Here is a 13,923-nt window from a genome sequence, read left to right as displayed (position 1 = left end):
CGCTGCGACTGTCGAAGTGAGGACTACATGAGCACCACTCCCCTGGCCGACCTCTCGGCCGCCGGCGTCTCCGTCTGGCTCGACGACCTGTCCCGCCAGCGCATCATGAGCGGGAACCTGGCCGAGCTGATCGAGCAGAAGCACGTCGTCGGGGTCACGTCGAACCCGTCGATCTTCCAGGCCGCGCTCGCCGACGCCGACCACTACGCCGAGCAGCTCGACGACCTCGCCCGCCGGGGCGCGTCGGTCGAGGACGCCGTCCGCGAGATCACCACCGACGACGTGCGGCACGCCTGCGACATCTTCCGCAACGTCTACACCGAGACGGCGGGCAAGGACGGCCGCGTCTCGCTCGAGGTCGACCCGCGCAGCGCGCACGACACCGAGAAGACCGTCGCCGAGGCCGTCGACCTCTGGAAGACCGTCGACCGGCCCAACCTGATGATCAAGATCCCGGCCACCCCGGAGGGGCTGCCGGCGATCACCCGCGTGCTCGCGGAGGGCATCAGCGTCAACGTCACGCTGATCTTCTCGGTGGACCGCCACCGCGCCGTCATGGACGCGTTCCTCGCCGGCATGGAGCAGGCGCGCAGCAACGGGCACGACCTGTCGGTCATGGGCTCGGTCGCGTCCTTCTTCGTCTCGCGCGTGGACAGCGAGGTGGACAAGCGGCTCGAGGCCATCGGCACCGACGCGGCCCTCGCGCTGCGCGGGACGGCCGCCGTGGCCAACGCCCGGCTGGCCTACCAGGCCTACCTCGACACGTTCTCCACCGAGCGGTGGGCGACGCTCAAGGGCGCCGGCGCCACCGTCCAGCGTCCGCTCTGGGCGTCGACCGGCGTGAAGAACAAGGCGTACCCCGACACGCTGTACGTGACCGAGCTCGTCGCGCCCGACACCGTGAACACGATGCCGGAGGCCACCCTCGACGCCTTCGCCGACCACGGCGAGCTGCACGGCGACGCCGTGTCGGGCACCGCCGACGCCGCGGGCGAGGTGTTCGCCGCGCTCTCCGACGTGGGCATCGACGTCGACGACGTCTACCAGGTCCTCGAGGACGAGGGAGTCGACAAGTTCGAGAAGGCCTGGACCGAGCTCCTCGAGACCATCTCCGAGCAGCTCACCCGGCGCAGCCCGGAGCAGTCGTGAGCGCCCCCGTCGAGGCCCCGCTGACGGTCTCGCTGGTGGACCCCCAGCTCGCGGAGGCGGCGTCCGCCCTCGTCGAGAAGCTGGTCACCGACGAGGTCGCCTCGAAGCTGGCCCGCCAGGACGACACGCTCTGGGGCCCCGACGCGCAGGACGAGGCCTCCAAACGGCTGTCGTGGGTGACGCTCTACGAGTCGTCCAAGCCGCTGGTCGAGCGTCTCACCGCACTGCGGGGCGACCTGCACGGCGAGGGCGTCGACCGCGTCGTCCTCGCCGGGATGGGCGGGTCGTCGCTGGCGCCCGAGGTCATCTGCCACACCCGGTCGGGCTCGGCGGTCGGTGGCCGGCACCCGATCACGGTGCTCGACACCACCGACCCGGGGCAGGTGCGGGACGCCCTGGCCGGCGACCTGTCGCGCACCGTGCTGGTGGTCAGCTCGAAGTCCGGCGGCACCGTCGAGACCGACAGCCAGCGCCGGGTCTTCGCCGAGCAGTTCGCGGCGAACGGCATCGACGCGGCCTCCCGCATGGTCGTCGTCACCGACCCGGGCACGAAGCTCGGGGACCAGGCGGCCGAGCAGGGCTACCGCGCCACCGTCGAGGCCGACCCGGCCGTCGGTGGCCGCTACTCGGCGCTCACCGCCTTCGGGCTCGTGCCGAGCGCCCTCGCGGGCGTCGACGTCGGGGGCCTGCTCGACGAGGCCGCCGCGGCGGCCCCGGAGCTGCAGCGCGACTCGGCCGACAACCCCGCGATCCAGCTGGGCTCCGCACTCGCGGCCGCCCACAACGCCGGCGCGGAGAAGGTCGTGCTCGCCGACTCGGGCTCCGGGCTCGTCGGCTTCGGCGACTGGGCCGAGCAGCTCATCGCCGAGTCCACCGGCAAGCAGGGCCTCGGGCTGCTGCCCGTCGTCGTGGAGTCCCCGGACGCCCCCGGGTTCGCCGACCACGGCCACGATGCGACCACGGTGACGATCGGACCCGCCGTCGGGAACGCGCAGATCGCGACCGAGGGGTCGCTCGGGGCGCAGTTCCTGCTCTGGGAGACCGCGGTGGCCCTCGCCGGCCGCCTGATCGGCATCAACCCGTTCGACCAGCCCGACGTCGAGTCCGCGAAGCAGGCCACGCGGGACCTCCTCGACGGGGACGGCACGACCGGCACCGACGAGGCGCCGGTGCTCGTCGAGGGCGGGATCGAGGTCCGCGGCGAGTGGCTGCGCTCCCCGTCGACCCTCGTCGAGGCGCTCGGGCAGCTCATCGCCGAGGCCCCCGACGGCGGGTACGTCGCCGTGCAGGCCTACCTGGACCGGCTCGACGACGCCTCGGCCGAGGTGCTGCGTCCGGAGATCGCGAAGAACACCGGGCTGCAGACCACCTTCGGGTGGGGCCCGCGGTTCCTGCACTCCACCGGGCAGTACCACAAGGGCGGCCACCAGAACGGCGTGTTCCTGCAGATCACGGGCTCGGTGGCGGACGACCTGGCCATCCCGGACCAGCCGTTCACCTTCGGCGAGCTGCAGCACGCGCAGGCCGCCGGCGACGCCCAGGTGATCTCCCAGCACGGCCGTCCCGTCCTGCGCCTGCACCTGGCCGACCGCGCGGCCGGCCTCGTGGCCCTGACGAATGCGGTGGCGGAGGTCCGGCGGTGACAGCTCCCGCCGCGTGGCGCAACCCGTTGCGGGACGAGCGGGACAAGCGTCTGCCGCGGATCGCCGGCCCGAGCGGCCTCGTGCTGTTCGGGATCACCGGCGACCTCGCGCGCAAGAAGCTGATGCCCGCGATCTACGACCTCGCGAACCGGGGGCTCCTGCCGCCCGGCTTCGCGCTGGTCGGCTTCGCACGGCGGGACTGGTCGCACGAGGACTTCGCCGAGATCGTCTACGACGCCGTGCGGCAGCACTCCCGCACGCCGTTCCGCTCCGAGGTGTGGGACCGGCTGGCCGAGGGGCTGCGGTTCGTGCAGGGCACCTTCGACGACGACGCGGCCTTCGACCGGCTCGCCGACACGGTGTCCGCCCTGGACCGCGAGCGCGGGACCAACGGCAACCACGCGTTCTACCTGTCGATCCCGCCCGATGCCTTCCCGACGGTGTGCAAGCAGCTCTCCCGGGCGGGCCTCGCGGACTCGACCGAGGACGCCTGGCGGCGCGTCGTCATCGAGAAGCCGTTCGGGCACGACCTGGCGTCGGCGCGGGAGCTGAACGCGATCGTCAACGACGTCTTCCCCGAGGACTCGGTGTTCCGCATCGACCACTACCTCGGCAAGGAGACGGTGCAGAACCTGCTCGCCCTGCGCTTCGCCAACGAGCTGTTCGAGCCGATCTGGAACGCCCACCACGTCGACCACGTGCAGATCACGATGGCCGAGGACATCGGGGTGGGCGGCCGGGCCGGCTACTACGACGGCATCGGCGCCGCACGGGACGTGATCCAGAACCACCTGCTGCAGCTCCTCGCGCTCACCGCGATGGAGGAGCCGCTGTCGTTCTCCCCGGACGACCTGCGCGAGGAGAAGATCAAGGTCCTCTCCGCGACGAAGCTCGCCGAGCCGATCGACGAGACGACGGCCCGGGGCCAGTACGCCGCCGGGTGGCAGGGCTCGACCGAGGTCAAGGGCCTGCAGCAGGAGGACGGCTTCCCCACCGACTCGGTGACCGAGACCTACGCCGCGATCACCTGCTCGGTGAACACGCGTCGCTGGGCGGGCGTGCCGTTCTACCTGCGCACGGGCAAGCGACTCGGACGCCGCGTCACCGAGATCGCCGTCGTGTTCAAGCGGGCGCCGCACCTGCCCTTCGACCAGACGATGACCGAGGAGCTGGGCCAGAACGCCCTGGTGGTGCGGGTGCAGCCCGACGAGGGCGTGACGCTGCGCTTCGGCTCGAAGGTGCCGGGGTCGGGCATGGAGGTCCGCGACGTCACGATGGACTTCGGGTACGGCACCGCGTTCACCGAGGCCTCCCCCGAGGCCTACGAGCGGCTGCTGCTCGACGTCCTGCTGGGCGAGCCGTCGCTGTTCCCCACCAACACCGAGGTCGAGCTGTCCTGGCGGATCCTCGACCCGGTGATCGAGAAGTGGCACCGCGAGGGCTCCCCCGACCACTACGCCGCGGGCACCTGGGGCCCGCCGTCGGCCGACGAGCTGCTCTCGCGGACCGGCCGGGTCTGGAGGCGACCGTGATCGTCGATCTGCCCTCGACGGACACGTCGGCGGTCAACCGCAAGATGGTCCAGCTGCGGGAGTCCGCAGGCGCGGTCGCGCTCGGCCGGGTGCTCACCCTGGTGATCGCCACGGTCGACGGGCCGGAGGCCGAGCAGGCCATCCAGGCCGCCAACGACGCGTCCCGCGAGCACCCCTGCCGGGTGCTCGTGCTGGCGCGCGGTCAGCGCGAGGCCGCCACGCGGCTCGACGCCCAGATCCGGATCGGCGGGGACGCCGGCGCCAGCGAGGTCATCGTGCTGCGGATGTACGGGCCCCTGGCCGAGCACGGCGGGTCGATCATCGTCCCGCTGCTGCTGCCCGACGCCCCCATCGTCACCTGGTGGCCGGGCGAGCCGCCGCGGTCGCCGGCGGAGGACCCGGTCGGGGCGGTCGCAGGACGGCGCATCACCGACGTCTCGACGACGTCGACCCCGGCCGCGACCCTGCTCGAACTCGGCGCCCACTACCGGCCGGGCGACACCGACCTCGCGTGGAGCCGCATCACCGGGTGGCGGGCGCTCATCACGTCGGCCCTGGACGAGCCGCCCTACGACGACGTGACCAGCGCCGAGGTCGACGGGCTCGCCGAGTCCGCGTCCGCGGATCTGCTGGCGGGCTGGTTGTCCTCGCGCCTGGGGGTCCCCGTGACCCGACGCGTGGTCGACGTCCCGGGAGGTCATCTCGGGGCGGTCCGGCTCGAGCGGCCCTCGGGCACGGTCGAGCTCAAGCGGCAGGACTCCAAGACGGCGAAGCTCACCCAGCCCGGTCAGCCGGTCCGCCGGGTGGCGCTCCCGCGCCGGACCGCGCGGGACTGCCTGGCGGAGGAACTCCGCCGGCTCGACCCCGACGAGATCTTCGAAGAGGCGCTCGAGGCCATCCCCCGCGTGGAGGCCGAGAAAGGCACGGTGGACGCGTGAGGGAGCGGGAGATCGTCACCCTGCCGGACGACGGGTCGGTGGCGGCGGACGGCGCGGCACGGCTGCTCGCGGCGCTCGCCGCCGCGCAGTCCGCCCGCGGCGTGGCGTCGGTGGTGCTCACCGGCGGCGGGATCGGCATCGCGATGCTGGAGGCGGTGGCGGCCTCGCCCGACGTGGACTCCGTCGACTGGTCGCAGGTCGAGGTGTTCTGGGGCGACGAGCGCTTCGTGCCCGCCGGCTCGGAGGACCGCAACGACGCCCAGGCGCGGGCGGCCCTCCTGGACCGCGTCGCGCTCGACCCGGCCCGGGTGCACCCCATGGCCTCGTCGACGCCGGGTCCCTCGGCGCTGGAGTCCGAGGACTCCGCCGACCCCGACCAGGGCGCCCAGGCCTACGCCCAGGTGCTCACCGAGGCGGCCGCCCGGCTCGGCGAGGGCGTGCCCGGCATCCCGGCGTTCGACGTGCTCCTCGCCGGGTGCGGGCCGGAGGGCCACACGCTGTCGGTCTTCCCCGACTCCCCCGCCGTGCACGCGACGGCGGCCGGGGTGGTGGCCGTCCGCGACTGCCCCAAGCCGCCGCCGACCCGCGTCTCCCTGACCCTCGCCGCGGCCCGGTCCGCGCGTGAGGTGTGGCTGGTGGCCGCCGGGGAGGGCAAGGCCGAGGCCCTCGCGAAGGCCGCGCACGGGGCGACCGAGGTCGAGATCCCGCTGGCCGGGCTCGCCGGGACCGAGCGGACGCTGTGGCTCCTCGACGAGGCGGCCGCAGCGCAGATCTAGGCCCGACCCGGGACGAACGAACGGCCCTCTCGCAGCATCGATGTGCGCGAGAGGGCCGTTCGTTCGTTCTGGTGGCTCAGCCGATCGGCCGAGCGGTGCTGCGCGGGGTCTCCCACCCCATGGGTCGAGCTCCGCTCCGCTGCGTCTCCCACGGCCGCAGCGACCGGTCGTAGGCCGCCCACGCCTGGCGCTGGGCCGCGACCCGGCGGGCGAACGCGGCGAGGAGCCGCAGGTCCGAGGCCGGGGTGTGGCCGTACTGCGGGCCCCGGGGCAGGGCGGGGTCGCGGTGGTCCGCGCCGTCGTTCGAGCGGCTGTCGGCGCCGTAGCGGGCGACGAGGGCCGCCACGGCGGCGAGGACGAGGACGACGGTGAGCAGCTCGAACATGATGACTTCCTTCGTGGTCAGGAGGTGGTATCTCTAGAGTGGCTGGACATTGACAGGCGTGCCACGGCCATTGGCTCCACAGTGGCAGGCTGAGTGGCAGAAGTGGCAGGTGACCGGTGGAACAGCAGCTCGGTGGCAACGCGCTCGTCCGTCAGCTCGGCGAGTTCGCCGACGGCTCGATGGGTTATGCGGCCCTGGCCGGACGGATCCGCACCCTGCTGGGCGACGGCCGGCTCGCCGTCGGGACGCGGGTGCCGAGCGAGCGGGAGCTGGCGCTGGCCCTGGGCATCGGGCGGGGCACGGTCGCCGCGGCCTACGAGCAGCTGCGCGAGAGCGGCCACCTGCTGCGGCGCCGCGGGTCGGGCACCTGGACCGCCCTGCCGTCCGGGACCCCGACCACCTCCCCCGCGCCCTTCGCCCCGAGCGGCGCCTTCGCGGTGTCGCCCGACCTCCCCCAGGGCGTGATCGACCTCGCGCACGCCGCGCCGGCCGCCCCGATCGAGGCGATGACGGCCGCCGGCGCCGAGGCCCTCGCGGCCCTGCCCACCCACCTCGTCGGGCCGGGCTACGACCTGCTGGGGACGCGGCTGCTGCGGACCGCGATCGCGGAGCGCCTCACCGCCCAGGGGCTGCCGACCGCGCCCGACGAGGTGATGGTCACCGCCGGCGCCCAGCACGCCCACGCGCTCGCCGTCCGGGCGCTCGTGCGGCCGGGTGACCGCGTCCTCATCGAGCAGCCCACCTACCCGGGTGCGGTCGACCTCGTGCGGCACACGTCCGCCCGCCCGGTCCCGATGGCGCTCGACCGCGATCACCACGGGCGCACCCGCTGGGACGTCGCCGCCTTCGCCGCGGGCCTGCGCGAGTCCTCCCCCGCGCTGGCCTACCTGGTGCCCGACCACCACAACCCGACCGGCGCGGTCATGGACGCCGACACCCGCGGCGCGGTCGTCGCGGCGGCCCGCCGGCACGGCGTGCCTCTCGTCGTCGACGACTGCCTGCGCGAGATGTGGCTCGACGAGCCGGTCCCGCCGCCGCTCGGGGCCTGGGCGACGACGGCCGGCGAGGCCCCCGTGCTCACCATCGGATCGATGAGCAAGACCGTCTGGGGCGGCCTGCGCATGGGCTGGATGCGGGGCCCGCGGGCCGTCCTGCGCCGGATCGCCACCAGTCGGGCCTCCGACGACATCGCCTCGCCCGTCCTCGAGCAGCTCGTCGCCGCGGCGCTGCTCGCGCGCCTCGACGACCTGCTGCCCGAGCGCCGTGCGGCGGCCGCGGCGCAGCGCGACCACCTCGTCGCGGCCCTGCGGCGCGCCGTGCCGGAGTGGACGGTGCCCAGCCCCACGGGCGGGCTCTCCACCTGGATCGACCTGGGCGCACCCCGCTCCAGCGCCCTCGTCGACGCCGCCGCCCGCCAGGGGCTGCACCTCGCGGCGGGGCCGCGGTTCGGCATCGGCGGCGCGTTCGAGGGCTTCCTGCGGGTGCCCTACACCCACCGGGTGGACGTGCTCGACGACGCGGTCGAACGGCTCGCCGCCGCGTGGGCCTCGCTGGGCTCCACCTCGGCCGCCACGCTCACCACCGTCGTCTGACACACCTTCATCCTGCGAGACCTCAGGGCTGGACGACATGGCCGATCCACGGACATAGTGGCGTCGTGACTTCGACTCTCGAACCCCGGGGCCGCTCCTACCTGGAGAACGACAAGGGGCTCCTCGACGACGTCAACCGGGCCATCCTGCGGGCGCTCGCGGACGATCCCCGGCTGTCCATGAGCGCCCTCGGGCGCGTGGTGGGCATGAGCGCGCCCGCCGTCACCGAGCGGGTGCAGCGCCTCGAGCGGGTCGGCGTGATCCGGGGCTACCGCCTCGACGTCGACCCCGCCGCGGTCGGCTTCCCGATCGGCGCGTGGGTGCGGGTGCGGCCCGCGCTCGGGCAGGGCAAGGCACTCGAGCAGATCGTGGCGCGCACCCCGGAGGTGGTCGAGGCCCACCGGATCACCGGCGAGGACTGCCTGCTGGTGCGCATCCAGGTACGCGACGTCGCCGACCTGGACCGGGTGCTCGAGCTCTGGATCGAGCGCGGCTCCACCGTCACCTCGGTGATCAAGACCTCGCTGGTCGAGCCACGGGCGGTCGGGATCGACGCGCCCTCGTCCTGACGACGGGTGCCGGCCCGGCACCCGTCGTCGGGAAGGGGTTAGGGCTCCTCGCCGAGGTCACCGGCGAGGTAGTCCTGGTAGGCCGCGAGGTCGAGCAGGCCGTGGCCGCAGTAGTTGAAGAGGATGACGCGCTCCTCGTTCTTCTCGGTCGCGTCGTTGGCCTCGGCGATCGCGGAGGCGATGCCGTGACCCGCCTCGGGCGCGGGCAGCTTGCCCTCGACGCGGGCGAACAGCACGTTCGCCTCGAACACGGCCTTCTGGCGGTGCGCCACGGCCTCCATCCGGCCCTCGTGGACCAGCTTGGAGATGATCGGCGAGTCGCCGTGGTAGCGCAGGCCGCCGGCGTGGATGCCGGGCGGCATGAAGTCGTGGCCGAGCGTGTACATGTTCATCATCGGCGTGAGGCCCTGGACGTCGCCGAAGTCGTACTCGTAGGTGCCCTGCGTGAGCGTCGGGCACGACGCGGGCTCCGCGGCGAGCAGCCGGACCGACGGGTCGGGCAGGAACGGCAGCGCGAGCCCGCCGAGGTTGGACCCGCCACCGCAGGGCGCGATCACGACGTCGGGGCGGGTCTCGCCCGCGAGCGCGAGCTGCTGCTGGGCCTCGAGGCCGATCACGGTCTGGTGCAGCAGCACGTGGTTGAGCACCGAGCCGAGCGCGTAGTGCGTGTCGTCGCGGCCCATGGCGTCGGCGACCGCGTCGGAGATCGCGGAGCCGAGCGAGCCCGCGTTCGACGGGTCGTCGATCGGCGAGGGCACGACCGAACCGCCCCAGGTCTCCATGATGACCTTGCGGTACGGCTTCTGCTCGAAGCTCTTGCGCACCATGTAGACGGCGCACTCGAGGTCGTACTGCGCGCACGCGAAGGACAACGCGGTGCCCCACTGGCCCGCCCCGGTCTCCGTGGAGAGCCGCTTGATGCCCTCACGGGCGTTGTAGAACGCCTGCGGCACCGCGGAGTTCGGCTTGTGCGAGCCGGCGGGCGAGACGGACTCGTCCTTGAAGTAGATGCGCGCCGGCGTCTTCAGCGCCGCCTCGAGCCTGCGGGCCCGGATCAGCGGCGTGGGCCTCCACAGCCGCAGGACGTCGAGCACCTCGCCCGGGATGTCGATCCACGGGTCGGCCGACATCTCCTGGCCGATGAGCTCACCCGCGAACAGCGGGGCGAGGTCGTCGGGGCCGACCGGCTCACGCGTCGCGGGGTGCAGCGGCGGGTCGAGGGGGCTGGAGAGGTGCGGGGCGACGTTGAACCAGGCCGAGGGGATCTCGGCCTGGCTCAACGAGAAGCGGGTGTCGGTGATCTCTGCGGGCACGGTCACCCGGACACCCTGTCAGAGGATCAGTTCTCCCCGCGACGGGCTCGGAGCTTGCCGAGCGCCTCCTCGAGCAGGGCCTCGCCGTCGGCGTCGCTGCGCCGCTCCTTCACGTACGCGAGGTGCGTCTTGTACGGCTCGGTGCGGCGCGCGGGCGGCGGGTTCTTCATGTCGGTGTTCGCGGGCAGGCCGCAGCGCGGGCAGTCCCACGTGGCGGGCAGCTCGGCGTCGTGTGCGAACGAGGGCTTGGTCTCGTGGCCGTTCGAGCACCAGAACGAGACGAGCACACGCTGCGCGCTCTCGCCCCGCTCCGACTCACCCATCGGACCGGACCCGACCCGGGTACCCCGGATCGCGTTGCCAGTAGCCATGTCGGCACTACCTCCGCATCGTCACGAGCCCGGTGCCTGGGTCCGGGCCGGTCAACCTTCGATCTTGATGAGCAGGCCCGTCCCGACGATGGCGATCAGCCAGATCGCACCGACGAACAGGGTGAGGCGGTCGAGGTTCTTCTCGACCACGCTTGAGCCGGCGAGGCTGGACTGCACACCGCCGCCGAACAGCGACGAGAGACCTCCGCCCCGGCCACGGTGCAGCAGCACGAGCAGCACCAGCAGCACGCTGGACACGATGAGCAGGATCTCCAGGAACAGTCGCATCGCGGGCTCCGTGACCTCCAGGTCGTTCTCTCGCCCCGTCGTGCGGGGCGGGGGTTCGTGCGTCACACTACCCGGCCCCTCCGACCGGACGGTCCGGGGTCACTCCGTGGAACGACCGGGCGCCGACCCGGTGACGAACGAAGGGCCCCTTCCGTCGATCCACCCGACGGAAGGGGCCCTTCGCTGAAGAACGGGGTGCCTACAGCGGGCCACCCGCCGCGAGGGCGCACAGCTCGGCGAAACCCTCCGGGTCGAGCGAGGCGCCGCCGACGAGTGCGCCGTCGACGTCGGCCTGCCCGACGATCTCCTTGACGTTGCCGGACTTCACCGACCCGCCGTAGAGGATGCGGATCCCGTCGGCCACCGCACCCCCGTGCTGCTCGCGCAGGCGGGCCCGCAGGGCGTGGCAGACCTCCTGCGCGTCCTGGGCGGTGGCGGTCTTCCCGGTACCGATGGCCCAGACCGGCTCGTAGGCGAGCACGACCCGCCCGACCTGCTCCGCGGAGAGGCCGGCGAGCGAGCCGTCGAGCTGCCCCGTGCAGTGCGGGACGTGGTTCCCGGCCTCGCGGACGTCCTCGCCCTCGCCGAGGCAGAGGATCGGGGTCAACCCGTGCTCGAGGGCCTTCGCCACCTTGCGGGCCACCAGGGCGTCGTCCTCGCCGTGGATCGTGCGGCGCTCGGAGTGCCCGAGCACCACCCACGTGCAGCCCAGCTTCGCGAGCATGGCCGCCGAGACGTCCCCGGTGAAGGCGCCGGACTCCTCCGGCGAGCAGTCCTGCCCGCCGTAGGTGATCGGCATGGAGTCCGCGTCGATCACGGTCTGCACGCTGCGCAGGTCGGTGAACGGCGGGCACACGGCCACGTCGACGTGGTCGTAGTACTTCGTCGGCAGCCCGAAGTAGAGCTTCTGCACCACCCCGATGGCCTCGAGGTGGTTCAGGTTCATCTTCCAATTGCCGGCGATGAGCGGCGTGCGTGCCACTACGAGGCCTCCTCGAGTACGGCGATCCCGGGCAGGTCCTTGCCCTCGAGGAACTCCAACGAGGCACCCCCACCGGTGGAGATGTGCCCGAAGCGCTCCTCGTCGAGCCCGGCCGCGCGGATCGCCGACGCCGAGTCGCCCCCGCCGATCACCGAGAACGACGGCGAGTCGGCCACGGCCTCCGCGACCCCGGTGGTGCCGGCCGCGAACGGCTCCATCTCGAACACGCCCATCGGGCCGTTCCAGAACACCGTCGCCGCGTCGGCGAGCTTCTCGCCGAACAGCCGGACCGTCTCCGGCCCGACGTCGAGCCCCATCCAGCCCTCCGGGATCTCCGTGACCGGCACCGTGCGGGTGTTCGCGTCCGCCGCGAAGGCGTCCGCGACGACGACGTCGACCGGCAGCACGAGGGTGTCGGCGTACTCCGAGAGCAGCCGCCGGCAGGTGTCGACCTGCTCGGCCTCGAGCTTCGATCCGCCCACGTCGTGGCCCTCGGCGGCGAGGAAGGTGAAGCACATCGCGCCGCCGACCAGCAGCGTGTCCACCTTCGGCAGCAGGTTCTGCAGCACCGCGAGCTTGTCGGACACCTTCGACCCGCCGAGGATCACCACGTACGGGCGGGCCGGGTCGCCGGTCAGGCGCCGCAGCACCTCGGTCTCGCGGGCGACCAGGTCGCCGCCGTAGGCCGGGAGTTTGCGCGCGATCTCGTACACCGACGCCTGCTCGCGGTGCACCACGCCGAAGCCGTCGGAGACGAACGCCCCGCCGGGCACCAGCTCGGCGAGCTCGGTCGCCAGGGCGTCGCGCTCGGAGCCGGAACCCGTCTCGCGGGGTTCGCACCGCACGTTGGCGAGCATCGCGACGCCGCCGGCGGTCAGCGCGCCGGCGACGTCCCGGGCCGACTGCCCGACGACGTCCTCGGCCAGCGACACGCGCTGGTCGAGCAGCTGCCCGAGCCGCCCGGCGACCGGCGCGAGGCTGGACCGCTTGTCGCGGCCCAGCGGCTCCGGATCCCTGATCCGGCCCAGGTGGGCCATGACCAGCAGCTTCGCGCCCGCCCCGACGAGCTTGGTGATCGTCGGCAACGCCGCGCGGATACGCCCGTCGTCGGTGATCGAGTAGCCGTCGAGCGGGACGTTGAAGTCGGCCCGCAGCAGGACGTGGCGGTCCTGCACGCCCTCCGCGATCAGGTCGTCGACGGTCTTCATGAGGTCGAGCTCCGCAACGCTGCCGTCTCCCGCCTCATCAGAGCTTGGAACCCACGAGCGTGGTCAGGTCCACGACGCGGTTCGAGTAGCCCCACTCGTTGTCGTACCAGCCGATGATCTTGACGGTGTTGCCGCCCAGGACCTTCGTCATGCCGGCGTCGAAGGTGCACGACGCCGGGGTGCCGACGATGTCGGTGGAGACGATCGGGTCCTCGGTGTAGACGAGCACGCCCTTGAGCTCACCCTCGGCCGCGTTCTTGAAGGCCTCGTTGACCTCCTCGGCGGTGACCTCGCGGTCGAGCGTCGCGGTCAGGTCGGTCACCGAGCCGTCCGGCACCGGGACGCGCATCGCGACGCCGTTGAGCTTGCCCTCGAGCTCCGGCAGGGCGAGCGCGGTCGCCTGGGCCGCACCCGTCGTCGTCGGGATGATGTTGACCGCGGCGGCGCGGGCGCGGCGCAGGTCCTTGTGCGGGGCGTCGTGGACGCGCTGGTCGCCGGTGTAGGCGTGCACGGTGGTCATGAAGCCGGTCTGCAGGCCGAACGCGTCGTGCAGCACCTTCGCCATCGGCGCCACGCAGTTGGTGGTGCAGGAGGCGTTGGAGAGGATGTTCTGCGAGCCGTCGTAGGCCTTGTCGTTGATCCCCATGACGACCGTCAGGTCCTCGCCCTTGGCCGGGGCGGAGATGACGACCTTCTTGGCGCCGGCCTTGAGGTGCTTCCCGGCCGAGTCGGCGTCGGTGAAGATGCCCGAGGACTCGATGACGATGTCGACGCCCAGGTCGCCCCAGGGCAGGTCGGCCGGGTCGCGCTCGGCGAAGGCCTTCACCTCGGTGCCGTTCACGATCAGCGCGGAGTCGTTGTACTCGACCGTGCCGTCGAAGCGACCGTGCACCGAGTCGTACGTGAGCAGGTGCGCGAGCGTCTTGTTGTCGGTGATGTCGTTGACCGCCAGCACCTCGATGTCGGCAGTACCGGCGGCGCGCTGGACCTCGAGCGCGCGGAAGACGTTGCGTCCGATCCGGCCGAAGCCGTTGATGCCGATCTTGATGGTCACGCGCAGTCCTGTCTCTTCGGGTGTCCGTGCTGGCAGGGCCGACCCTAACGAAGCGACCGTGCTGCGCGCACCGTCGCAAACGCCTCACCCGTAAGCGCTTACGCCCGTCCTGACGGCAGGTCG

The 13,923-nt window shown here is 72.8% G+C and carries 14 protein-coding genes; 7 read left to right on the top strand and 7 right to left on the bottom strand.

The genetic code is table 11. The annotated features are described in order from the left end of the window. Nucleotides 1-27: 27 nt before the first annotated feature. Genes tal through pgl form a run of 5 tightly spaced genes read left to right on the top strand, consistent with a single transcriptional unit; the run spans nucleotide 28 to nucleotide 6,038 of the window. Nucleotides 28-1,149, top strand: coding sequence for a transaldolase (tal, locus tag BJ983_RS07605; protein ID WP_179793263.1), 1,122 nt, complete (start codon nucleotides 28-30; stop codon nucleotides 1,147-1,149). Beyond that, nucleotides 1,146-2,792, top strand: a complete 1,647-nt coding sequence (locus BJ983_RS07600; protein ID WP_343053864.1) for a glucose-6-phosphate isomerase — start codon at nucleotides 1,146-1,148, stop codon at nucleotides 2,790-2,792. Before tal ends, BJ983_RS07600 begins: the two co-directional genes overlap by 4 nt. After that, complete coding sequence (zwf, locus tag BJ983_RS07595; RefSeq protein ID WP_179793262.1) at nucleotides 2,789-4,324, top strand: glucose-6-phosphate dehydrogenase; 1,536 nt, start codon at nucleotides 2,789-2,791, stop codon at nucleotides 4,322-4,324. Before BJ983_RS07600 ends, zwf begins: the two co-directional genes overlap by 4 nt. Beyond that, on the top strand, nucleotides 4,321-5,262 hold the full coding sequence (gene opcA, locus BJ983_RS07590; RefSeq protein WP_179793261.1) for a glucose-6-phosphate dehydrogenase assembly protein OpcA: 942 nt from the start codon (nucleotides 4,321-4,323) through the stop codon (nucleotides 5,260-5,262). The genes zwf and opcA overlap by 4 nt, the downstream gene beginning before the upstream one ends. Further along, nucleotides 5,259-6,038, top strand: coding sequence for a 6-phosphogluconolactonase (gene pgl / locus BJ983_RS07585; protein ID WP_179793260.1), 780 nt, complete (start codon nucleotides 5,259-5,261; stop codon nucleotides 6,036-6,038). The genes opcA and pgl overlap by 4 nt, the downstream gene beginning before the upstream one ends. A 76-nt stretch (nucleotides 6,039-6,114) precedes the next feature. Here the strand turns inward: pgl and BJ983_RS07580 are convergent, their stop codons facing one another. Then, nucleotides 6,115-6,423 (bottom strand): hypothetical protein, encoded by a 309-nt coding sequence (locus BJ983_RS07580; protein WP_179793259.1) that lies wholly within the window; start codon nucleotides 6,421-6,423, stop codon nucleotides 6,115-6,117. A 116-nt stretch (nucleotides 6,424-6,539) separates the two neighbouring features. Here BJ983_RS07580 and yczR point away from each other — a divergent pair, with 116 nt between their 5' ends. Both yczR and BJ983_RS07570 read left to right on the top strand, forming a co-directional pair. Further along, nucleotides 6,540-8,015, top strand: coding sequence for a MocR-like transcription factor YczR (yczR, locus tag BJ983_RS07575; RefSeq protein ID WP_179793258.1), 1,476 nt, complete (start codon nucleotides 6,540-6,542; stop codon nucleotides 8,013-8,015). 65 nt (nucleotides 8,016-8,080) lie between these two features. Continuing rightward, the gene (locus BJ983_RS07570; RefSeq protein WP_179793257.1) at nucleotides 8,081-8,584 is read left to right on the top strand and encodes an AsnC family transcriptional regulator; all 504 of its coding nucleotides are present in this window, start codon (nucleotides 8,081-8,083) and stop codon (nucleotides 8,582-8,584) included. A 38-nt stretch (nucleotides 8,585-8,622) separates the two neighbouring features. Here BJ983_RS07570 and BJ983_RS07565 read toward each other — a convergent pair whose 3' ends face one another. The 6 genes from BJ983_RS07565 to gap all read right to left on the bottom strand — a co-directional run bounded on the left by BJ983_RS07565 (nucleotide 8,623) and on the right by gap (nucleotide 13,800). After that, on the bottom strand, nucleotides 8,623-9,897 hold the full coding sequence (locus BJ983_RS07565) for a TrpB-like pyridoxal phosphate-dependent enzyme (RefSeq protein WP_179797476.1): 1,275 nt from the start codon (nucleotides 9,895-9,897) through the stop codon (nucleotides 8,623-8,625). A gap of 26 nt (nucleotides 9,898-9,923) precedes the next feature. Next, entirely contained in the window at nucleotides 9,924-10,268 is a 345-nt protein-coding gene (locus BJ983_RS07560; RefSeq protein WP_179793256.1) for an RNA polymerase-binding protein RbpA, read from the bottom strand. Between the two features lie 51 nt (nucleotides 10,269-10,319). Continuing rightward, nucleotides 10,320-10,556, bottom strand: a complete 237-nt coding sequence (secG, locus tag BJ983_RS07555; protein ID WP_018333624.1) for a preprotein translocase subunit SecG — start codon at nucleotides 10,554-10,556, stop codon at nucleotides 10,320-10,322. Between the two features lie 199 nt (nucleotides 10,557-10,755). Next, nucleotides 10,756-11,538, bottom strand: coding sequence for a triose-phosphate isomerase (gene tpiA, locus BJ983_RS07550; RefSeq protein ID WP_179793255.1), 783 nt, complete (start codon nucleotides 11,536-11,538; stop codon nucleotides 10,756-10,758). After that, entirely contained in the window at nucleotides 11,538-12,746 is a 1,209-nt protein-coding gene (locus tag BJ983_RS07545; RefSeq protein WP_179793254.1) for a phosphoglycerate kinase, read from the bottom strand. Before BJ983_RS07545 ends, tpiA begins: the two co-directional genes overlap by 1 nt. 37 nt (nucleotides 12,747-12,783) lie before the next feature. Further along, on the bottom strand, nucleotides 12,784-13,800 hold the full coding sequence (gene gap, locus BJ983_RS07540; RefSeq protein ID WP_179793253.1) for a type I glyceraldehyde-3-phosphate dehydrogenase: 1,017 nt from the start codon (nucleotides 13,798-13,800) through the stop codon (nucleotides 12,784-12,786). Between the last annotated feature and the right edge of the window lie 123 nt (nucleotides 13,801-13,923).

Source organism: Actinomycetospora corticicola, from assembly GCF_013409505.1.
GTDB classification, from domain to species: Bacteria; Actinomycetota; Actinomycetes; order Mycobacteriales; family Pseudonocardiaceae; genus Actinomycetospora; species Actinomycetospora corticicola.
Note: the sequence above shows the minus strand (reverse complement) of the source record. Positions and strands in the feature narration are given on the sequence as shown.